The organism is Xanthomonas sp., from assembly GCF_017163755.1.
In the GTDB taxonomy this organism is placed as follows: domain Bacteria; phylum Pseudomonadota; class Gammaproteobacteria; order Xanthomonadales; family Xanthomonadaceae; genus Xanthomonas_A.
The window spans coordinates 23962-45998 of sequence record NZ_JAFIWC010000001.1 but is presented as its reverse complement, the minus strand read 5'-3'; the positions used below and the strand labels follow the sequence as shown (position 1 = coordinate 45998).

Below are 22037 nucleotides of genomic sequence, written 5' to 3'. Positions count from 1 at the left end.
CCACGATGAGCGATACCCTCCGCGACCAGCTGCTCGGCCTGGGCTTCAAGCCCGCGCCCAAGCCCGAACGCAAAGCCCCGTCCCCGGCGTCCCACGCAGCGCGGGGCCATGCGCCGCGGGCGGGGGCGCCCGGGCAACACCGGTCGCAGCCGAACGCGGCGGCCGACGGTCGCCCGCCGCGCAATGCCGGCGCGCAGCACGCCAATGCCGGCGCCAACGCCGGCAAGCCCGGCAACGGCGGCCGCGCGCACGAGGCGCGCAAGCCGCGCGGCGCGCAGCCGCGGCCGCAGGGCAACCGCCCGCCGCGTTCGCGCGAGGACATCGACCTGGCCAAGGCCTACGCGATCCGCGCGCAGCGCGAGAAGGACGAGCGCATCGAGGCCGAGCGGCTGAAGCAGGAAGAGGCGCGCCTGCGCCGCGAGGCGCGGGCCAAGCTCGACGAACTGCTCCAGGGCAAGGCGCTGAACGACGCCGAAGCCGATATCGCGCGCCACTTTCCCTATGGCGGCAAGATCAAGCGCATCTACGTCAATGCCGACCAGCTCAAGGCGCTCAACGCCGGCGAACTGGGCGTGCTGCAGCAGAACGGGCGCTACCTGCTGGTCAGCGCGGCGCTGCTCGACGCTGCCGAGGCGATCTTCCCGGCCGCGGTGGCGCTGCGCGTGGATCCCAACGCCACGGCCGGGGAAGATCCCTACGCCGACCCCAAGTACCAGATTCCCGACGACCTGGTCTGGTAAGCGCTGATGCAGGTCCCAGGGATGGGCGCCGGAACCGGCGGTACGCCGCGGCCGGGCCATGGGCGTGCCGGTGGCGGCTATCTGCCGTACGTGGACGGACTGCGCGCGCTCGCGGTGCTGGCGGTGATCGTCTACCACCTCGATCCGTCCTGGCTGCCGGGCGGGTTCACCGGCGTGGACGTGTTCTTCGTCATTTCCGGGTTCGTGGTCAGCGCATCGCTGCAGCGCCTGCCGGCGGCCGGCAGCTGGCGCGTGTTCGTGCAGTTCTACGCGCGCCGCCTGCGGCGCATCGCCCCGGCGCTGGTCGCCTGTCTGCTGCTGACCGGCGCGCTCAGCGGCCTGTTCATTCCCGAATCGTGGTTGAGCGAGACCAGCGCCAAGACCGGGCGCATGGCCTTCGTGGGCTTGAGCAACTGGGTGCTCGCCGCGACCGGCAATGACTATTTCTCGCCCAAGGCCGAATTCAATCCATACACCCACACCTGGTCGCTGGGCGTGGAGGAACAGTTCTACCTGCTGTTTCCGCTGCTGTTCCTGGCCTGGCACCGGGGCGGTAGGGGCCGGGTCCTGTCGCTGGCGCTGGTCGCGCTGGGCTCTGCGGCGTCGCTGGGCTATGCATGGATGCGCACGCGGTCGGGCACGGAGCAGGTCGATGCGTTCTACCTGACCACCACCCGCTTCTGGCAGCTCGGCCTGGGCGTGCTGCTGTACCAGGGGCTGGAGCTGAGCGGGCGCTACGCGCCGGTACCGGTACCGGTGCCGGCGCGCGCGTGGTCGTGGCGCTCGCCGCTGATCCTGCTGGCGCTGGCGATGGTCGGCTACGGATTGTGGCGCGCGCGCCCCGGCCACTCGCCGTGGCCCGACGGGCTGTGGCCGGCCGTGGGCACGCTGGGCCTGCTGGCGCTGCTGCACGGGCCTGCGCACGGCTGGATCAAGCGCGGATTGTCACTGGCGCCGGTGGTGGCGGTGGGGCGCGTGTCGTATTCGCTGTACCTGTGGCACTGGCCGGTGTTCGTGCTGTTCCGCTGGACCGTGGGCCTGGATTCGGCGCCATCGCGCGGCGTGGCGCTGCTGCTGGTCGCGCTGCTGGCGATGGCGTCGTACCGGTTCGTGGAACTGCCCTGGCGCCATGGCCGCGCGCTGGCGCAACGCCCGCCCGGACGGGTGGTCGCCGCCGGGCTGGCGCTGGTGCTGCTGTCGGCCGGCGTGCACTCGCTGCTGGTGAAAACCCAGCGCCACTATTCGTTGAGCGTGGTCAGCCGCCATCCGCTGGATTGGTACGCCTATGCCAAGGGCCTGCGTGGCGACTATCCGAACTGCACGCTGCGTTCGAGCCAGGTGCAGGTGGAAGTCGGCAGCGCCAAGCGCTTCGAGCGCGGCGAATGCGACCTGCGCAACCGAGACGGCGGACAGCTGTTCGTGGCCGGCGATTCGCACGCGCTGGCCTACAACGAACTGTTGCGCCGCTTCGCCGTGGAGAGCGGCGTCAGCGTGCGCCTGTACGGTGCCGGGGGCTGCGCGATCGCCGGCATGCAGGCCTGGCAGGCGCAAAATCCCGGCTGCCAAGCCTATCACCGAAGCAGCCTGGCCGACGTATCGGCGCATGCGCAGCCGGGCGACGTGCTGTTCCTGCCGGCGTTGCGGCTGCCGCGCCTGGCCGAGCAGACCGAGCTGTTCGACGAACCGGCGCTGATGGCCAGCCAGTACAGCGAGCAGGAGCGCGCGGTGCGCGCCGCGACCGAGGAGGCCACGGTCGAGCTGCTGCGGCCGCTGGCGCTGCGCGGCGTGCGCATCGTGTTCGAGGCGCCGAAACCGCTGTTGCGCGCGCCGCCGTACCGCTGCGCGGACTGGTTCAATCGCCGCAACGCGATCTGCGCGCGCGGCATGGTCACCGAACGCAGGTTCATGGAGCGCTACCGCGCACCGGTGCTGCAGAGCCTGCAGCGCATCGCCGCGCGGCTGCCGCACGCGTCGGTGTGGGACCCGCTGCCGAGCCTGTGCGACGCCGCTGCCTGCGCGGCGATGCGCGACGGACGTCCGCTGTTCTTCGACGCCGATCACCTCAGCGGCTACGGCAACCGGGTACTGCTGCCTGGCTTCTCGGCGCACCTGCGCGCGGTGGTGGCGCCGCCTTCGGCGCGCTGATCCCGCGCTTGTTCATTCGGTCGATCCGGAAACCATCGAGATGACTGCATCGCCTTCGTGCCGTTCGGGTTCCGCTTACGGCGCCGTTGCGCCCGCCAGCCGACACGGGCCGCATCGGCTGCGCGCCGGCGCAGCGGCGCTGGCCTTGTGCGCCGGCCTGGGTGCCGGCCCTGCCGCGCACGCCGACGACGCGCCCGCATTCGAGCGTCCCGGCATCGGCTTCGCCTCCTCGACGCTGCCGGCCGGCAGTGCGGCGTGGGAGCAGGGGCTGCCCGACATCAGCTACGACCGCAGCGGCGGCGTGCGCAGCCGCGAGTACGTGGCTGCCAGCCTGCTGCGGATCGCGCTGGCCGAACGCATGGAGCTGCAGCTGGGCGTGGACGGCCAGGTGTGGCAACGGCAACGAGGCGCGGGCGTCGACCGCCGCGGCCATGGCGGCGGCGATGCCAGCGTCGGCATGAAATGGGCGTTGCCGAGCGCGCGCGAGGATTTCTCCTGGGCCTTGCTGGGAACCGCCCGGGTGCCGGCCGGGCGCGCGCCATACGGCGACGCCGGCCGCCGCTACGACCTGGGCGTGAGCGCCGGCTGGGACCTGGACGGCGGCCGCGGCGCGGCGCTGTACGCCAACCTCAGCGACGCCGATCACGGCCATGGCTGGACCGTGTCGCCGAGCTACACCTTCTACGCGCAGGGCGGGCTCAGCGCCTATGCCGAAGCCGGCATCGGCGGCGGCGAGGACGAGATGTGCGCGCTCGGCACCGGGCTGACCTGGCTGCTCGGCGGGCGCATGCAGCTGGACCTGTCGGTGCTGCGCGGACTGTCCTCGCGCACGCCGGATTGGCAGGGCGGCTTCGGTGTGTCGTTCTGGTTTCATTGAGCGCCTGGGGCGCGCCGCGCCCTGGCGGCCGGCAGTTCGTCAGCGCTGCCGCCAAAGGTGAATTGCAGACGCTCGCGTTCTGCCCGTTGTATTCCTGCTTCAGCGGTACCGCCCAGCTGATCGAGATCGGCGCAACCGACGCGCCATCAGGTCAGCAGCGGCAGCTTGCGGTCACTCGCTGGCGGCGGCGATGCCGTTGCCGGGCGGCAGGACCTCCGGGACGTGCTGGTCGAACTGCGCCAGCACCTCCTCGAACCCGTAGCGCGGCCGCCAATCCAGCGCCTGCATCGCCCGCTCGGCGACGTAGACGCGGTCGATCCGCGTCGGCAGCAGCCAGCCGCGGCGCCGGAATTCGCCGACCAGCAGCGGCGCGCGCTGCCGCAGCAACGCCTGCGGTTCGCGGTGCAGCGCCGGGCAATCCTCGCGCAGAAACGGGGTGGCGCCGGAGATCACGAACGTGGCCTCGGCCGGTCCGGCATGCAGCAGCGCCGCGGCGTGCGCTTCGGCGACGTCGCGCGCATCGATGCCGCGATGCAGGCGGAACACCGCCATCACGTCGGCCGGTTCGGGGAAGCAGCGCGACATGCGCAGGATGCGCACGCTCGGCCCGCCCTGGACGGCGGCCTCGCGCAGCAGCGCTTCGGCTTCCAGCTTGGTGTGGTGGTAGATGGTCTGCGGCTGCGGCGGCAGCGCTTCGTCGACCCAGGCGGCGCCGTCGGCGGGGCTGGCGGCGCTGCCGTACAGCGCGGTGGTGCTGGTGAAGACGATCCGGCGCACGCCGCAGGCGGTCGCCGCGTCGAGCACGCGGCGGGTGCCGTCGACGTTGATCTGGCGGAACCTGGCGGCCGACACGTAGGGCACGTGCGGCGCATGCAGCGCCGCGGCATGGACCACCGCGTCGGCGTCCTGCATCGCGCGCCGCAACAGCCCGACGTCGGCCAGGTCGCCGACCCAGGCGGTGGTGGAGGAGGGCGCGATGTCGAAGCCGCTGACCCCGTATTGCCGCGACAGGCGGATATGGATCGCGCGGCCGACGCGGCCGGCGCTGCCGGTGACCAGGATCCTCATGCGCGACGTTTCGATGTCATGGGGAGATGGTCCGGCGAGGCGCAGCGGTGTCAGGGCGGCAAGGATAGCGCCGAAGCCGCGGCGCGGCTTGGCCGCGTGTGGCGGCATCGCGCCGGCCGGCGATGTGTGGCGGCGGGCCGGCGTCGCACCGGCGGCGGCCGCGGAGCAGCGCGCGGGAGGCGTCCGGGCCGGCACGCGGAGGCAGGCGGCCACGCGCGGCGTTAACAGGCCCCAGTCATTCCGGGTCGTAGTCCAGGTTGGACGCCAGCCAGCGTTCGGCCTGCAGCAACGGCACGCCCTTGCGCCGCGCGTAGTCGGCGACCTGTTCCTTGGTCAGCCGCCCGACCACGAAGTACTGGCTCTGCGGATGGCTGAAGTAGTAGCCCGACACCGCGGCGGTGGGCAGCATCGCGAAGCTCTCGGTCAGCGTCATGCCGGCGTTGCGGCCGGCGTCGAGCAGCGCGAACAACGTCTGCTTCTCGCTGTGCTCGGGACAGGCCGGGTAGCCGGGGGCAGGGCGAATGCCGCGGTACTTCTCGGCGATCAGCGCCTCGTTGTCCAGCGCCTCGTCGTCGACATAGCCCCAGAACTCGCGACGCACGCGCTGGTGCAGGCGTTCGGCCAGCGCCTCGGCCAGGCGGTCGGCCAGCGCCTTGAGCAGGATCGCGTTGTAGTCGTCGTGCGCGGCCTCGAAACGCGCCACGTGCGGCTCGATGCCGATGCCGGCGGTGACCGCGAACGCGCCGATCCAGTCCTGCTTGCCCGAGGCCTTCGGCGCGATGAAGTCGGCCAGGCAGAAGTCCGGGCGCTCGATGGGCTTGTCGACTTGTTGGCGCAGGAAGTGGAGGAGGTGGCGGGACTCGGGACTCGGGACTCGGGACTCGACAGAAGCATCCGCAGCGGTTTCGGCGGTCAAGACCGGCGCTTCCGAGTCCCGGGTCCCGAGTCCCGAGTCCCGCCCCAGCACCACCTCCACATCATCACCGACGCTGTTCGCCGGCCACAGCCCGAACACCGCCCTGGCGGTCAGCCATTTCTCGTCGACGATGCGCTTGAGCATCGCCCGCGCGTCGCGGTACAGCTCGCTGGCCTGGCTGCCGACCACCGCGTCGCTGAGGATCGCCGGGAACCTGCCGGCCAGCTCCCAGGCCTGGAAGAACGGGGTCCAGTCGATCAGCTCGATCAGTTCGGGCAGCGGGTAGTCGTCGAACACGTGCAGGCCGGGCTGCTTCGGCGCCGGCGGCGTATAGCGGTCCCAGCCGCCGTCGAAGCGCTGCGCGCGCGCCTTCTCCAGCGACACCAGGCGCTTGGCGTCGCCACGGTTCCTGTGGCGCTGGCGGATCTCGGCGTAGTCGGCGTCGTTGGCGGCCACGAACGCGGCGCGCAGGTCCTTGGAGATCAGCGACTGCGCCACGCCGACCGCGCGCGAGGCGTCCTTCACCCACACCGTGGGCGCGGCGTAGTGCGGGTCGATCTTCAGCGCGGTGTGCGCGCGCGAGGTGGTGGCGCCGCCGATCAGCAGCGGCAGCGAGAAGCCCTGGCGCTGCATCTCGCGGGCGACATGGCTCATCTCCTCCAGCGACGGGGTGATCAGCCCGGACAGGCCGATGATGTCGGCGTTCTCGGCGCGGGCGCGGTCGAGAATGGTCTGGGTGGGCACCATCACGCCGAGGTCGACCACGTCGAAGTTGTTGCAGGCCAGGACCACGCCGACGATGTTCTTGCCGATGTCGTGCACGTCGCCCTTGACCGTGGCCATGATGATCTTGCCGTTGGATTTGCCGGTGTCGCCGGTGCGCAGCTTCTCGGCCTCGATGTACGGCAGCAGGTAGGCCACCGCCTTCTTCATCACCCGCGCCGACTTCACCACCTGCGGCAGGAACATCTTGCCGGCGCCGAACAGGTCGCCGACCACGTTCATGCCGTCCATCAGCGGGCCTTCGATCACGTCGAGCGGGCGCGCGGACAGCTGCCGCGCCTCCTCGGTGTCGGTCTCCACGAAGGCGTCGATGCCGTGCACCAGCGCATGCGCCAGGCGCGCGCGCACCGGCTTGTCGCGCCAGGCCAGGTCCTCCACGCCGCTCTGGCCCTTCTTGCCCTTGTAACGCTCGGCGATCTCCAGCAGGCGTTCGGTGCCGTCGCGGCGGCGGTTCAGCACCACGTCCTCGACCCGCTGGCGCAGGTCCGGGTCCAGGTCGTCGTAGATCGGCATGCCGCCGGCGTTGACGATGCCCATGTCCATGCCGGCGGCGATCGCGTGGTACAGGAACACCGAATGGATCGCCTGGCGCACGGTCTCGTTGCCGCGGAAGGAGAACGACACGTTGGACACGCCGCCGGACACGTGGCAGTGCGGCAGCGTCTTGCGGATGATGCGGGTGGCCTCGATGAAGTCCACCGCGTAGTTGTCGTGCTCCTCGATGCCGGTGGCGATGGCGAAGATGTTCGGGTCGAAGATGATGTCTTCCGGCGGGAAGCCGACCTGCTCGGTGAGGATCCGGTAGGCGCGGGTGCAGATCTCCACCTTGCGCGCGCAGGTGTCGGCCTGGCCCTGCTCGTCGAACGCCATCACCACCGCGGCGGCGCCGTAGCGCAGCACCTTGCGCGCGTGCTCGACGAACACCGCTTCGCCTTCCTTGAGCGAGATCGAGTTGACCACGCTCTTGCCCTGCAGGCACTTGAGCCCGGCCTCGATCACGCTCCACTTGGAGGAGTCGACCATGATCGGGATGCGCGCGATGTCCGGCTCGGACATGATCAGGTTGAGAAAGCGGGTCATCGCCTTCTCCGAGTCGATCAGGCCCTCGTCCATGTTGACGTCGAGGATCTGCGCGCCGCTGGCCACCTGCTGCCGCGCCACTTCCACCGCTTCCTCGTAGCGCTCTTCCTTGACCAGCTTGCGGAACTGCGCGCTGCCGGTGACGTTGGTGCGCTCGCCGACGTTGACGAACAGCAGGTCGGGGGTGAGCAGCAACGGCTCCAGGCCGGACAGGCGGGTGATGCGGACGGGGGACATGGGCTCGGCTTTCCAGGGTCGTTTGCGTGAACTAACTCAACGTGCAGCGCGGCGCGTGCAGCGGGTGGGACGGCCTCAGGCCGCCTGCGCCTGTGCGGCCAGCGGCTGCCGCGGCGCGATGCCGCGCACCGCCTCGGCGATGGCGCGGATGTGCGCCGGGGTGGTGCCGCAGCAACCGCCGACCAGGTTCAACAGGCCCGACTCGGCGAACTCGCGCAGCGTCGCGGCCATTTCCTCGGGCGTCTCGTCGTACTCGCCGAACGCGTTGGGCAGGCCGGCGTTGGGGTGCGCGCTGACGTAGCCGTCGGCGATCCGCGCCAGGGTCTCCACGTGCGGGCGCAGCTCCTTGGCGCCGAGCGCGCAGTTCAGCCCCACCGACAGCGGCCGGCCATGCGCGACCGAGGCGTAGAACGCCTCGGCGGTCTGTCCGGACAGGGTGCGCCCGGAGGCGTCGGTGATGGTGCCGGAGATCATCACCGGCAGCCGCCCGCCGCGCGTCTCGAACACTTCCTCGACCGCGTACAGCGCGGCCTTGGCGTTGAGGGTGTCGAAGATGGTCTCGACCATCAGCGTGTCGGCGCCGCCGTCGATCAGGCCTTCGACCGCCTCGCGGTAGGTCTGCCGCAGTTCGTCGAAGCTGGTGTTGCGGAAGCCCGGATCGTTGACGTCGGGGCTGATCGAGGCGGTCCGGCTGGTCGGGCCGAGCACGCCGATCACGAAGCGCGGCTTGTCCGGGGTGAGCGCTTCGACCGCGTCGCAGCACTCGCGTGCGACACGCGCGCCGGCCTTGTTCAGCTCGTAGACCAGGTGCTCGAGGTGGTAGTCGGCCTGGCTGACCGAGGTGGCGTTGAAGGTGTTGGTCTCGAGCAGGTCGGCGCCGGCGTCCAGGTAGGCGCGGTGGATGCCGGCGATCACCTCCGGGCGCGACAGCAGCAGCAGGTCGTTGTTGCCCTTCAGGTCGTGGCCCTGCGGCGCGTGGTCGCAGCCGGGGCCGTGCACGTGCGCGCTGTCGTAGCCGGCGGCGAAGCGCTCGCCGCGGTAGTCGGCCTCCTGCAGGTCGTGGCGCTGGATCATCGTGCCCATCGCGCCATCGATGATCAGGATGCGCTCGGACAGGGCCTGCAGGAGTTTTTCGGCGCGTTGCGGGTGCAGCCAGGGCGTCGGGACCGGGGACCGGGGACCGGGGACCGGAGGGGTGTAGGGGACGCTCATGCCGTTGCTCCTGTTTTTGCCTGTGCGGGTCCCGGGTCCCCGGTCCCCGGTCCCGGCTTCACTGCGATCATCGAGATCACCTCGAAATGCGGCGGGCGCTTCTCGCGGGTGACCGTATCCAGGCTGGACACCGCCATCCCGGTCTTCTCGACGAACCTGCGCAGTTCCTTGGAGGAAAAGCCCAGGTTGACGTGGCCGTAGGCCTGCACCGCGGCCTTGTGCTCGTGCCGGGCCAGGCTGCACAGCAGCAGGCGGCCGCCCGGACGCAGTACGCGCGCCGACTCGGCCACTGCCTGCGCCGGCTTGGACGCGTAGGTCAGCGCATGCATCATCACCACCAGGTCGAAGCTGGCGTCGGCGAACGGCAGCGCGTGCATGTCGCCTTCGCGCACTTCCACGTTGCCCAGCCGGCGCAGGCGCTCGCTGGCCGCGGCGACCACCCGCGCGCTGGTGTCGATGCACACGTAGCGGCGCGCGTGCGGAGCCACCAGCTCGGCCAGCACGCCGTCGCCGGAGGCGATGTCGAGCACGTCGCCGGTCTCCAGCAGCGGCAGCGCGGTGCGCGCCAGCGCTTCCCAGGTGCGGCCGGGCGAGTAGTGGCGTTCCATGTCGCCGGCCACCGAGTCGGCCCAGTTCTGGTCGGCGGCGCGGTTGGCCAGCACCGCGGCCACGCGCTCGGCGTCCTGGCGCAGCAGCGGATCGTCGCTGCCGGTGCTCAGCGCCAGCCACAGCGCGCGCTGCGCCGGGTCGAGCAGGGCCTCGTCGAAGCGGTAGTAGGCCGACACGCCGGCGCGGCGGTCGCGCACCAGCCCGGCTTCCTTGAGCTTGGCCAGGTGCGTGGACACCCGCGGCTGCGCCAGCCGGGTGATCGCCGACAGCTCGGCCACGGTCAGTTCTTCCTGCTCCAGCAAGGCCAGCAGGCGGACGCGGGTGGCGTCGGCGAACACCTTCAGCCGCGTCGACCAGTCCTCCAGATCCATAATATCTTCCTATCGCGATATAGAGATATTGTCTGCCGACGGGTCGGTGCGGTCAAGTCGCGCACACGCGGGCGTATGGTCGGCTCGCTACAATGGCGGACCAATCTGCCCGGGAGGGGTTCTACGTGGATTTCAGCTTTACTGAAGAGCAATTGATGATCCAGGAGGTGGCGCGGCGCATCGCCCAGGAACGGATCGCGCCCAGCGCCGAGGAGCACGACCGCAGCGGCGAGTTCCCGCTGGAGAACATCCGCCTGCTCGGCGAGAACGGCCTGATGGGCATCGAGGTGCCCGAGGAGTACGGCGGCGCCGGCATGGACCCGGTGTCCTGCGTGCTGGCCATGGTCGAGATCGCCGCCGGCGACGCCGCCCATTCGACCATCATGTCGGTCAACAACTCGCTGTTCTGCGCCGGCATCCTCAAGCACGGCAGCGAGGCGCAGAAGCAGAAGTACGTGCGCGCGATCGCCGACGGCAGCCACATCGGCGCGTTCGCGCTGACCGAGCCGCAGTCCGGTTCCGACGCCACCGCGATGCGCTGCCGCGCGGTCGCGCAGGACGACGGCAGCTTCGTGATCAACGGCAAGAAGAGCTGGATCACCTCCGGCCCGGTGGCCAAGTACATCGTGCTGTACGCGATGAGCGAGCCGGAGCAGGGCTCGCGCGGCGTCACCGCGTTCGTGGTGGATACCGACAAGCCCGGCTTCCATCGCGGCAAGACCGAGCCCAAGCTCGGCATCCGCGCCTCGGCCACCTGCGAGATCGAGTTCCAGGACTACGTGGCGACCCCGGACGAGGTGCTGGGCAAGCCGGGCGAGGGCTTCAAGATCGCGATGAGCGTGCTCGACGCCGGGCGCATCGGCATCGCCTCGCAGGCCATCGGCATCGCCCGCGCCGCCTACCAGGCCACGCTGGACTACGTGAAGGAGCGCAAGGCATTCGGGTCGCCGATCGGCGCGTTCCAGATGACCCAGGCCAAGATCGCCGACATGAAGTGCAAGCTCGACGCGTCGCTGCTGCTGACGCTGCGCGCGGCGTGGCTGAAGGGACAGGGCCAGCGCTTCACCACCGAGGCGTCGGTGGCCAAGCTGACCGCCTCGGAGGCGGCGATGTGGATCACCCACCAGGCGGTGCAGATCCACGGCGGCATGGGCTACTCGAAGGAGATGCCGCTGGAGCGCTACTTCCGCGACGCCAAGATCACCGAGATCTACGAGGGCACGTCTGAGATCCAGCGGTTGGTGATTGCGCGGAATGAGACGGGCTTGCGGTGAGGTTGTCGGGACCCGGGACCCGGGACTCGGGACTCGGGACTCGGGACTCGGGACTCGAAAAGCCTAAGGGCTGAAAACAAAAAAGCGGCCAGATCGGCCGCTTTTTTGTTGCTTTCAGTTCGACCGCTCGTAGCAGTTCAGCGTCCTGACTCGAGTCCCGAGTCCCGGGTCCCGAGTCCCGAGCTCCTCACCGATCAGGCTGGTTCCGCGTCTGCCCTTCCTGCTGGATCGCCATGTACTCCTTCGACGGCTCGTCGAGCTTGTCGCCGAGCATGCGCCGCACCACCACGAAGAACAGCGGGATGAACAGCACGCCGAGCACGGTGGCGAACACCATGCCGCCGATCACGCCGGTGCCGATGGAATGGCGCGCGTTGGCGCCGGCGCCGGTGGAGATCGCCATCGGCAGCACGCCGAGGATGAACGCGAACGAGGTCATCAGGATCGGGCGGAAGCGCAGGTGCGCCGCCTCGGTGGCCGCCTCGCGCAGGGTCTTGCCCGCCGCGCGTTGCTCCACCGCGAACTCCACGATCAGGATCGCGTTCTTCGCCGCCAGGCCGATCACCGTGATCAGGCCGATCTTGAAGTAGATGTCGTTGGGCAGCCCGCGCAGCAGCGAGAAGGTGATCGCGCCGAGCACGCCGATCGGCACCACCAGCAGCACCGACACCGGGATCGACCAGCTTTCGTACAGCGCGGCAAGGCACAGGAACACCACCACGATCGACAGCACCAGCAGCAGCGTGGCGGTGTTGCCGGCGATGATCTCCTGGTACGACATGCCGCTCCAGTCGAAGCCGAAGCCCGGCGGCAGGTCGTTATTGACGATCTCCTCCATCGCGCTCATCGCCTGGCCGGAACTGCCGCCCGGGGCCGGGTTGCCGACCACGTTGACCGCCGAATAGCCGTTGTAGCGGCTCAGCGACGGCGAGCTGTAGATCCAGTCCGACTTCACCACCGTGCTCAGCGGGATCATCTGCGGCAGGCCGTTGCTGTCGGTGGCGCTGCTGCTGGGCACGTAGAAGTTGCGCAGCGACTCCGGGCCGGTGCGGTACGGCGCGTCGGCCTGCAGGTTGACGCGCTTGATGCGGCCTTCGTAGAAGAAGTCGTTGACGTACACCGGCGCCAGCATCATCTGGATCGACTGGTAGATGTCGCTGACCGACAGGCCCATCGACTGCGCCTGCACGCGGTCCACGCTCAGCTGCAGCTGCGGCGCGTTCTCCAGACCGTTGGGGCGCACGCCGGCCAGGGCGTCCTGGCGCTCGGCGGCCTTGCCGAGCAGGATGTTGCGCGCCTGCAGCAAGGCCTCTTCGCCGGCGCCGGTACGGTCCTGCAGCCACATGTCGAAGCCGCCGAACTGGCCCAGGCCCTGCACCGTGGGCAGGTTGACCACGAAGATCTGCGCGCCCTTGATGCCGTAGAAGGCACCGTTGAGCTGGCCGATCAGGTCCGCGGCGGTGACGTCGCGATCGGCCCACGGCTTGAGCCGGATGAAGCCCATGCCGACGTTCTCGCCGCGGCCCAGGAAGCTGAAGCCGGCGATCTGCAGCATGCCTTCCACCGCGTCCTGCTGTTCGATGATGCCGCGCATCTGCGCGAACACCTCGTTGGTGCGCGCCTTGGTCGCGCCGGGCGGCAACTGCACGATCGCCAGCGCGAAGCCCTGGTCCTCCTCGGGCAGGAAGCTGCCGGGCATGCGCGTGAACAGGAACCCGCACAGCACCACCAGGATCGCGAACAGCGCCATCCAGCGCGGCGCGCGGCGGATGGTGCCGCCGACCGCGCCGACGTAGCGGTGCGCCAGCTTGTCGTAGTACTTGTTGAAGGTGCGGTAGATCCAGTTCGGATTGTCGTTGTGGGTCGGCTTCAGGAACGCCGCGCACAGCGCCGGGGTGAAGCTCAGCGCCAGGAACGCCGAGAAGCCCATCGACATGGCGATGGTGATCGCGAACTGCTTGTAGATCGCGCCGGCGGCGCCGGGCTGCATCGCGCTGGGGATGAACACCGCCGCCAGCACCACGGTGATCGCCACCACCGCGCCGGTGATCTGGGTCATCGCCTTCTGCGTGGCCGCCTTCGGCGCCAGATGCTCCTCGGACATGATGCGTTCGACGTTCTCGATCACCACGATCGCGTCGTCGACCACGATGCCGATCGCCAGCACCATCGCGAACAGGGTCAGCTGGTTGATGGTGAAGCCGATCAGCCACATGCCCAGGAAGGTGCCCAGCAGCGCCACCGGGATCACCAGGGTGGGGATGATGGTGGCGCGGAAGTTCTGCAGGAACACCAGCATCACCAGGAACACCAGCACGATCGCCTCGATCAGGGTCTTGACCACTTCCTCGATCGAGATCCGCACGAAGGTGGTGCTCTCGTACGGGGTGAACCAGCTCACGCCCTGCGGGAAGCTGGGCTGCAGCTCGTCCATCTTGGCCTTGACCGCCTCGGACACGCTCAGCGCGTTGGCGCCGGGCAGCAGCTGGATCGCGAACGCGCCGGTGGGCTTGCCGTTGTACTGGGTGTCGAAGCCGAAGCTGGTCGGGCCGAACGCCACCCGCGCCACGTCCTTCAGCCGCACCACGGTGCCGTTGCTGTCCGCGCGCAGGATGATGTTCTCGAACTGGTCGGGCGAACTGAAGCGGCCTTCGGCCGAGACCGTGGCGGTGAACGACTGCCCGGTCGGGGCCGGATCCGAACCGATCGAGCCGGCCGCGAACTGCACGTTCTGCGCGCTGATCGCGTTGTACACGTCCGCCGCGGACATGTGGTAGCCCTGCAGCTTCTCGGGGTTGAGCCAGATGTCCATCGCGTATTCGGCGCCGAACTGCTGGGTGCTGCCGACGCCGGGCACGCGCGAGATCTGCTCGAGCACGCGCGAGCCGACGATGTCGTTGAGCGCGTCGCGGTTGACCGACGGGTTTTCCGAGCGCAGCGCGAGCACGGCCAGGAAGCCGGCGTTGGCCTTGGCCACCACCACGCCCTGCGCGGTCACTTCCGACGGCAGGCGCGGCGTGGCCAGCGATACCTTGTTCTGCACCTGCACCTGTGCGATGTCGGCGTTGGTGCCGGTCTCGAAGGTCAGGGTGATGGTGGCGGTGCCGCTGGAGGACGACGACGAGTTGAAGTACAGCAGGTGATCGATACCGGTCAGCTGCTGCTCGATCACCTGGGTGACCGCGCGTTCGGTGGTGCTGGCGCTGGCGCCGGGGTAGGTCGCGGTGACGGTGACCTGCGGGGGCGCGATCGAGGGATAGGACTCGACGCCGAGGTTGAGGATGGCGATCACGCCGCTGAGCGAGATCAGGATCGCCACCACCCAGGCGAAGACCGGGTGTTCGATGAAGAACTTAGGCATGGCGGGGGTCCGTTACTGCTGCTCGGGCTTGGAATCGGCCGCGGCGGCCGGCGTGTCGCCGCCCGCTGCGTCCTGCGGTTGGCCGCCGGCCTTGGCCTGCGGCGCGGCGCCGGCGGCGCCCTGACCCTGCGGTGCGGCCGTGCCCTGGCCCGGTGCGCCCGGCGTCCACGGCGTGGCCTTGGCCGGCGCGCCTTCCTTGGCCTTCTGCAGGCCGCTGACGATGATCTGGTCGCCGGCCTGCAGGCCGGAGGTGATGATCCACTTGCCCTCCTGCTGGCCGACGGTGACCACGTTCTTGCGCGCCACCTTGCCGTCCTTGCCGACCACCAGCGCGTAGGCGCCGTTTGCGTCGCGCAGGATCGCCTCCTGCGGGATCAGGTAGGCGTTGTTGCGCTGGCCCAGGTTGGCGACGAAGCTCACGAACGCGCCGGGCAGCAGCACCCGGTCCGGGTTCGGCAGCAGCGCGCGCAGGGTCACCGAGCCGGTGCTCGGGTCGACCGCGGTGTCGGAGAAGTCCAGGGTACCGGGCTGGGCGTAGGTGCTGCCGTCGCCGAGCTTGACCTGTACGGTCGACTTGCCTTCGTCGTTCAGCGCCACATTGCCCTGCGCCTGCGCCTGGCGCAGCTGCGCCAGCTCGTCGGAGCTCATCGAGAAGTTGACGTACAGCGGGTCGAGCTGGTCGATCGTGGTCAGCAGGGTGGTGTCGCCCTGGCCGACCAGTGCGCCCTCGGTGACCTGCTGCTTGCCGGCGCGGCCGGCGATCGGCGCGGTGACCGTGGCGTAGCCCAGGTTGATGCGCGCGGTTTCCACCGCGGCGCGGGCCTGCTGCACCGACGCGGCCGAGGTGCGCTCGGTGGCCTCGGCGGCATCCAGGTCGGACTTGGACACGTAGGACTGCGGCGCCAGGCTGCGCGCGCGGCTGGCAGTGACCTTGGCGTTGGCGTAGGTCGCCTCGGCCGATGCCAGCTGGCCCTGCGCCGAGGCCAGCGACGCGCGCAGCGGCGCCGGATCGATCTGGAACAGCGGCTGGCCTTCCTTGACATCGGTGCCTTCGGTGTACAGGCGCTTTTCCAGCACGCCGGCCACGCGCGCGCGCACGTCGGCGCTGCGGTACGCGGACAGGCGGCCGACCAGCTCGCGCTGCAGCGGCAGCGATTGCGGCTTGGCTTCCAGCACGCCCACCTCCGGCGGCGGCATGGCCTGCTGTTCCTGTTTCTTGCAGGACGCCAACACCACCAAGACGGCGCAGGCCAGGGCGAGGGAACGCAGCGGGGAGGTCATCGGGTGGTACTCCGGTCTTGGTGTGTAGACAAAAGGGGTGGGGCCGGCGCGAAGGCGCGCAGAAAGCTGTCGACCGCGAACTCGGCCCAGGCGCGGCGCGCGTCGGCGTCGCGGCGATGGGGGGCGAGGAAGCGCTGCCGCTCCAGATCCATTCCGACGATCATGCCCAGCAGCAACTCGGCCATGAAGTGCGGATCGTCATGCCTGAGCTGGCCGTGCGCGATCGCCGCCTGCAGCCAGTCGCTCAGCCGCTGCATCAGGCCGTCGATGCCGTCGCGGTACAGCGCGCGCACCTCCTCGGGGAAGCGCGGCGCCTCGGCGGCGACCAGCTGCAGGGTCGGCAGCACGTGCGGTTCGGCCAGCCGCTCCATGTGCTCGCAGGCGAAGCGCAGCAGGTCGCTGCGCACATCGCCGCCCGGCGCGCCCAGGTGCGCGGTGGTCAGGTCCAGGTGCTCCTGCAGCACCCGCTGCAGCAGTTCCTGCTTGCTGCGGTAGCGGCTGTACAGGGTCTGCTTGGAGCAGCCGGCGCGCGAGGCGACCGCATCCATGCTCAGGCGCATGCCCACCTCCGCCATCAGTTCGCGCACGGCGGCATACACGCGCTTGTCGCGCGCCCGGCGCAGGCAGGCGGTGGTGGGGGAGGCGGCCATTGGAGGTGGACTATACCGTCCAGTTTAGAATTAAAACAGCCTTGACAGCGCACCGGCGTTGGTCGCACACGACGCTAGCGTGCGAACGATGCGGTTGACGCTGCGGCTGAAGTTACGGCTGCGTGACGTCGCGCTTGGAACGGCGGCCTGCGTGGTTCGATCATCGGTTTGCGCCATGCAGCAAGGTAGTTGCATCCGTCGCCGGTACAATTCTCGCTTTCCCAACGAGCATCGTTGTTGCTCCCTGTCATGAAACCCAAACCAGACGCCCGTACCCGCACCTCGTCGGCCAAGTCCTCGGCCAAGCCTTCCGTCAAGTCCGCTCCCAAGACCGTCTCCAAGCCTGCCGCGGCCGCCGCCGCGCCGAAGCCGCGCGCGCCACGCAAGGCCGCTGCCGCGCCGGCGCCGAACATGGCCGCCGTGCCCGCGGCTGCGGGTTTCACCCTGGGGCCGGTGTACGCAGCGCTGCGCAAGCGCTATCCGGCCGCGCGCCAGGCCGAGGCGCAGGCCTTCGCCGCCGAGTTCTACAGGCGCATGGAGGACGACGAGTTCCCCCATCACAGCGTGGACGAATGGGCGGCGCTGGCGGCCGGGATGCTGGAATTCGCGCGCCAGCGCAAGCCGGGCGCGGCCAACGTACGGATCTTCAATCCCACGCTCAAGCGCGACGGTTGGGAGTCGTCGCATACGGTGCTGCAGATCGTCAACGACGACATGCCGTTCCTGGTCGACTCGGTGAGCATGGCGCTGTCGGACCTGGGCATCGGCGTGCACGTGCTCGGCCATCCGGTGCTGCGCATGAGCCGCGACAAGAGCGGCAAGCTCACCGCGGTGGGCGAGGGCAAGCCCGAATCGCTGATGCTGCTGGAGATCGACCGGCAGCCGCCGGAAGACATGCCCACGGTGGATGCGGCGATCCAGCGCATCCTCGGCGAGGTGCGCAACATCGTGCGCGACTGGGGCGCGATGCGCGAAAAGATGCTGATGCTGGCCGACGACCTGACCACCCGGCGCCTGCCGGTGGACGACAGCGGCAGGCGCGAGGCGCAGGAATTCCTGCGCTGGGCCGCGGCCGACCACTTCACCCTGTTCGGCTACCGCGAATACCGCGTGGAGAAGCAGGGCGGCGAAGACGTGCTGGCGCCGCTGGAGGACAGCGGCCTGGGCCTGCTGCGCGGCCGCGACAAGTCGCCGGCGCGTCCGGTGCGTACGCTGGCCGCGCACGGCCTGAGCGAGTCCGGGTTGAAGGAAGCGCTGATCCTGACCAAGACTAACGCGCGCTCGCGCGTGCACCGCACCGGCTACATGGACTACATCGGCGTGCTGGAATTCGACGCCAAGGGCCGCATCATCGCCGAGCAGCGCTTCCTCGGCCTGTTCACCTCCAGCGCCTACAACCGCCGGCCGTGGGAGATCCCGCTGGTGCGCGAGCGCTACGACTACGTGATGCGCAAGTCCGGGCTCACGCCGAGCAGCCACAGCGGCAAGGCGCTGCGGCATATCCTGGAGACGCTGCCGCGCGAGGAGCTGTTCCAGTCCAACGAGGAGGAGCTGTACCGCACCGCGATGGGCATCCTCGGCCTGCAGGAGCGGGTGCGCAGTCGCCTGTTCCTGCGCCGCGACAAGTACAGCCGCTTCATCTCGGCGCTGGTCTACATCCCGCGCGAACGCTTCAACACCGACGTGCGCCTGCGCATCGAGGCGTTGCTGAAGGACGCCCTGCACGGCGAGTACATCGACAGCAGCGTGGTGCTCGGCGAATCGCCGCTGGCGCAGCTGCACCTGATCGTACGGCCCAAGGCCGGCGAGGCGCTGGAGTTCGACACCACCGAACTGGAGGCCAAGCTGGCGCACCTGCTGCGCAACTGGCAGGACGACCTGCGCGAAGCGCTGGTCGCCCGCCACGGCGAACGCGACGGGTTGCGCCTGGCGGCCAGCTACGGCCGCGCGCTGCCGGCCGGCTACATCGAGGAGTCCACCGCGCAGATCGCCGCCAGCGACGTGGAGCACCTGGCCGCGCTGCGCGGTCCGGAGGACCTGCATCTGAGCCTGCAGTCGCTGCGCCGCGACGGCGAGGACAGCCTGCGCCTGAAGCTGTACCGCCAGCTCGACGACATCCCGCTGTCCGACGTGCTGCCGATGATGGAGAACCTCGGCCTGCGGGTGATCTCCGAGCGCCCGTACCGGCTCACCGTCGACGGCACGCCGCTGTACATCCAGGATTTCGAGGTACAGTCCACGGTCGGCACGATAGACGTGTCCAGCGCCGATGCGACCCTGGGCGAAGCCTTCGTGCGCATCTGGCAGGGCGACGCCGAGAACGACGGCTTCAACCGCCTGATCGTCTCCGCCGGCCTGAACTGGCGCCAGGTAGCGATCCTGCGCGGCTACTGCAAGTACCTGCTGCAGACCGGCGTGCCGTTCTCGCAGGCCTACGTGGAGGAAACCTGCGCGCGCTACCCGCTGCTGGCGCGGCTGCTGGTGGAGCTGTTCGAGGCCCGCTTCGATCCGGCCACCGGCAACGAGAGCAAGGCGCAGATCGCCGAGGGCCAGGCCGCGCTGTCCGCGCAACTGCGCGTGCTGGCCGGCGGCGACGAGGCCACGCTCAAGGCGCTGCAGCCGGTGATCGACGCGCGCCGCGATGGCCGCGACGCGCAGCTGGAGGCCACCGGCGCGGCGCTGCTGAAGCTGTTCGACCAGGTCGCCAGCCTCGACGAGGACCGCATCCTGCGCAGCTTCAAGGGCGTGATCCTGGCGACGCTGCGCACCAGCTACTACCAGCGCACCGCCGACGGCGGGATCGGCCACTGCATCAGCTTCAAGCTCGATTCGGCCAAGGTGCCGGACCTGCCCAAGCCGCGCCCGTACCGCGAGATCTTCGTGTACGGCCCGCGCGTGGAAGGCGTGCACCTGCGCTTCGGCGCGGTGGCGCGCGGCGGCCTGCGCTGGTCCGACCGGCGCGAGGACTTCCGCACCGAGGTGCTGGGCCTGGTCAAGGCGCAGATGGTCAAGAACACGGTGATCGTGCCGGTCGGTGCCAAGGGCGGCTTCTTCTGCAAACGCTCCCAGGCCGGCGGCGACCGCGACGCGGTGCTGGCCGAAGGCATCGCCTGCTACAAGCTGTTCATCCAGGGCCTGCTCGACATCACCGACAACATCGTCGGCGGCAGGATCGTGCCGCCGCGCGACGTGGTGCGCCACGACCAGGACGATCCGTACCTGGTGGTGGCCGCGGACAAGGGCACCGCGACGTTCTCCGACATCGCCAACGGCCTGGCGCTGGACCACGGCTTCTGGCTCGGCGACGCGTTCGCCTCCGGCGGCTCGGTCGGCTACGACCACAAGGGCATGGGCATCACCGCGCGCGGCGCCTGGGAGTCGGTCAAGCGCCACTTCCGCGCCATGGGCCGCGACTGCCAGAGCCAGGACTTCAGCTGCGTGGGCATCGGCGACATGTCCGGCGACGTGTTCGGCAACGGCATGCTGCTGTCCAGGCACATCCGCCTGCTGGCCGCGTTCGACCACCGCCACATCTTCCTGGACCCCAACCCCGATGCGGCCGCGTCCTTCGCCGAGCGCGAGCGCCTGTTCAAGCTGCCGCGTTCCAGCTGGGCCGACTACGACGCCAAGCTGATCAGCGCCGGCGGCGGCATCTATCCGCGCACGCTCAAGTCGATCGAGATCAGCGCGCCGGTGCGCGAGGCACTGGGCCTGGAGGCCGGCGTCAAGCAGCTGTCGCCGAACGAGCTGATGAACGCGATCCTCAAGGCGCCGGTGGACCTGTTCTGGAACGGCGGCATCGGCACCTACGTCAAGGCCGCCAGCGAGACCCACGCCGACGTCGGCGACCGCGCCAACAACGGCCTGCGCGTCAACGGCGGCGAGTTGCGCTGCAAGATCGTCGGCGAAGGCGGCAACCTGGGCCTGACCCAGCTCGGCCGCATCGAGGCCGCGCAGGCCGGGGTGCTGCTCAACACCGACTTCATCGACAACTCGGCCGGCGTGGACACCTCCGACCACGAGGTCAACATCAAGATCCTGCTCAACGACGTGGTGCAGGCCAAGAAGCTGACCCTGGAGGCGCGCAACAAGCTGCTGGCGTCGATGACCGACGAGGTGGCCGCGCTGGTGCTGTGGGACAACATCCGCCAGAACCAGGCGCTGAGCCTGATGGAACGGATGAGCGTCAAGCGCCTGGGCTCCAAGCAGCATTTCATCCGCACGCTGGAAGCGCAGGGCCTGCTCGACCGGCAGATCGAGTACCTGCCGTCGGATGCGGAGATCTCCGCGCGCAAGGCCCGCGGCCAGGGCCTGACCCGGCCGGAGCTGGCGGTGCTGCTGTCGTACTCGAAGCTGGTCGCGTTCCAGCAGCTGCTCGAGTCCGACATCCCCGAGGACCCCTACCTGTCCAAGGAACTGCAACGCTACTTCCCGCAGCCGCTGCAGAAGAAGTACGCCGATGCGATGGAACGGCACCGCCTCAAGCGCGAGATCATCGCCACCGCGGTCACCAACACCACCATCAACCGCATGGGCGCGACCTTCCTGATGCGCATGCAGGAGGACACCGGGCGCAACATCGCCGAGGTCGCCAAGGCGTACACGATCAGCCGCGAAACGCTGGATGCGCGCGCGCTGTGGACGCAGATCGACGCGCTGGACGGCAAGGTGCCCGAGTCGGTGCAGATCGATGCGCTGGAGGTGATCTGGAAGCTGCAGCGCTCGTTCGTGCGCTGGCTGCTGTTCCGCCCCGGCGCGATGCCCGGCATCACCGCGGCGGTGGCGCGCTACCACGAACCGTTCAACGACATCCGCGTGGCGTCCGGCGTGCTGTCGGACTCGCAGCGCCCGGCCTACGAGGCGCTGGTGCAGGAGTGGCAGGACAAGGGCCTGCCGGCGGCGCTGGCGCAGCAGCTGTCGGAACTGCGGTTCCTGGAGCCGGCGTTCGACATCATCGAGATGGCGCTGACGCGCAAGCTCAAGCCGGTGGAGGTGTCGAAGGTGCATTTCCGCCTGGGCGAAGCGCTGCAGCTGCCGTGGATCTTCGAGCAGATCGACGCGCTGGAGGTCAACGGCCGCTGGCACGCGGTGGCGCGGGGCGTGCTGCGCGACGAGCTGGCCAAGCACCACGGCGCGCTCGCCGGGCAGGTGCTGTCGATGCCCGGCGCCAACGCCGAGGCCAAGGTGCAGCAATGGTTGCAGCGCGAGGACACCAGCCTGCGCTTCACCCTGGGCATGCTGCAGGAACTGTCGGCGCAGAAGACGCTGGACTACCCGACGGTGTCGGTGGCGGTGCAGCGGCTGGGACAGCTGGCGGCGCACGGGGCGTAGCCCCCGTGGTCAGGCCCGCGTTGCGGGCCTGACCCAAAGTTTGCTGCGCAAACGTTTGGCGCCACCGGGCCGCTTCGCCTATCCCCTGCGGCTATCGCCGCG

The 22037-nt window shown here is 69.7% G+C and carries 12 protein-coding genes; 5 read left to right on the top strand and 7 right to left on the bottom strand.

Annotation, left to right across the window (positions count from 1 at the left end):
• The first annotated feature begins 5 nt into the window (after nucleotides 1-5).
• The 3 genes from JR065_RS00175 to JR065_RS00165 all read left to right on the top strand — a co-directional run bounded on the left by JR065_RS00175 (nucleotide 6) and on the right by JR065_RS00165 (nucleotide 3762).
• Complete coding sequence (locus JR065_RS00175; RefSeq protein ID WP_206231293.1) at nucleotides 6-740, top strand: DUF2058 domain-containing protein; 735 nt, start codon at nucleotides 6-8, stop codon at nucleotides 738-740.
• 21 nt (nucleotides 741-761) lie between these two features.
• Nucleotides 762-2885: an acyltransferase family protein gene (locus tag JR065_RS00170; protein ID WP_241093266.1), complete on the top strand. Its 2124-nt coding sequence runs from the start codon at nucleotides 762-764 to the stop codon at nucleotides 2883-2885.
• A 145-nt stretch (nucleotides 2886-3030) separates the two neighbouring features.
• Nucleotides 3031-3762 carry a transporter gene (locus tag JR065_RS00165; RefSeq protein WP_429001822.1) on the top strand — a complete coding sequence of 244 codons (732 nt, stop codon included), beginning with the start codon at nucleotides 3031-3033 and terminating at the stop codon, nucleotides 3760-3762.
• Between the two features lie 171 nt (nucleotides 3763-3933).
• Here JR065_RS00165 and JR065_RS00160 read toward each other — a convergent pair whose 3' ends face one another.
• From JR065_RS00160 to JR065_RS00145, 4 genes are all read right to left on the bottom strand, one after another.
• Nucleotides 3934-4830: an NAD-dependent epimerase/dehydratase family protein gene (locus JR065_RS00160; protein ID WP_206231290.1), complete on the bottom strand. Its 897-nt coding sequence runs from the start codon at nucleotides 4828-4830 to the stop codon at nucleotides 3934-3936.
• 235 nt (nucleotides 4831-5065) lie between these two features.
• The gene (gene metH / locus JR065_RS00155) at nucleotides 5066-7846 is read right to left on the bottom strand and encodes a methionine synthase (RefSeq protein WP_206231289.1); all 2781 of its coding nucleotides are present in this window, start codon (nucleotides 7844-7846) and stop codon (nucleotides 5066-5068) included.
• A gap of 75 nt (nucleotides 7847-7921) precedes the next feature.
• Nucleotides 7922-9058 carry a homocysteine S-methyltransferase family protein gene (locus tag JR065_RS00150; protein WP_206231288.1) on the bottom strand — a complete coding sequence of 379 codons (1137 nt, stop codon included), beginning with the start codon at nucleotides 9056-9058 and terminating at the stop codon, nucleotides 7922-7924.
• Complete coding sequence (locus JR065_RS00145; protein ID WP_206231287.1) at nucleotides 9055-10038, bottom strand: ArsR/SmtB family transcription factor; 984 nt, start codon at nucleotides 10036-10038, stop codon at nucleotides 9055-9057. The genes JR065_RS00150 and JR065_RS00145 overlap by 4 nt, the downstream gene beginning before the upstream one ends.
• A gap of 92 nt (nucleotides 10039-10130) precedes the next feature.
• On the opposite strand from JR065_RS00145, the gene JR065_RS00140 reads away from it, so the two are divergent.
• Nucleotides 10131-11312 carry an acyl-CoA dehydrogenase family protein gene (locus JR065_RS00140; protein ID WP_206231286.1) on the top strand — a complete coding sequence of 394 codons (1182 nt, stop codon included), beginning with the start codon at nucleotides 10131-10133 and terminating at the stop codon, nucleotides 11310-11312.
• A 187-nt stretch (nucleotides 11313-11499) separates the two neighbouring features.
• Here JR065_RS00140 and JR065_RS00135 read toward each other — a convergent pair whose 3' ends face one another.
• Genes JR065_RS00135 through JR065_RS00125 form a run of 3 tightly spaced genes read right to left on the bottom strand, consistent with a single transcriptional unit; the run spans nucleotide 11500 to nucleotide 16604 of the window.
• Entirely contained in the window at nucleotides 11500-14673 is a 3174-nt protein-coding gene (locus JR065_RS00135; protein WP_206231285.1) for a multidrug efflux RND transporter permease subunit, read from the bottom strand.
• A 12-nt stretch (nucleotides 14674-14685) separates the two neighbouring features.
• Complete coding sequence (locus JR065_RS00130) at nucleotides 14686-15954, bottom strand: efflux RND transporter periplasmic adaptor subunit (RefSeq protein ID WP_206231284.1); 1269 nt, start codon at nucleotides 15952-15954, stop codon at nucleotides 14686-14688.
• Nucleotides 15951-16604, bottom strand: a complete 654-nt coding sequence (locus JR065_RS00125) for a TetR/AcrR family transcriptional regulator (protein WP_206231283.1) — start codon at nucleotides 16602-16604, stop codon at nucleotides 15951-15953. Before JR065_RS00125 ends, JR065_RS00130 begins: the two co-directional genes overlap by 4 nt.
• A 249-nt stretch (nucleotides 16605-16853) precedes the next feature.
• Between JR065_RS00125 and JR065_RS00120 the strand changes: the two genes are divergently transcribed.
• A complete protein-coding gene (locus tag JR065_RS00120; protein WP_206231282.1) occupies nucleotides 16854-21935 on the top strand; it encodes an NAD-glutamate dehydrogenase domain-containing protein in 5082 nt (1693 codons plus the stop codon).
• Nucleotides 21936-22037: the final 102 nt, after the last annotated feature.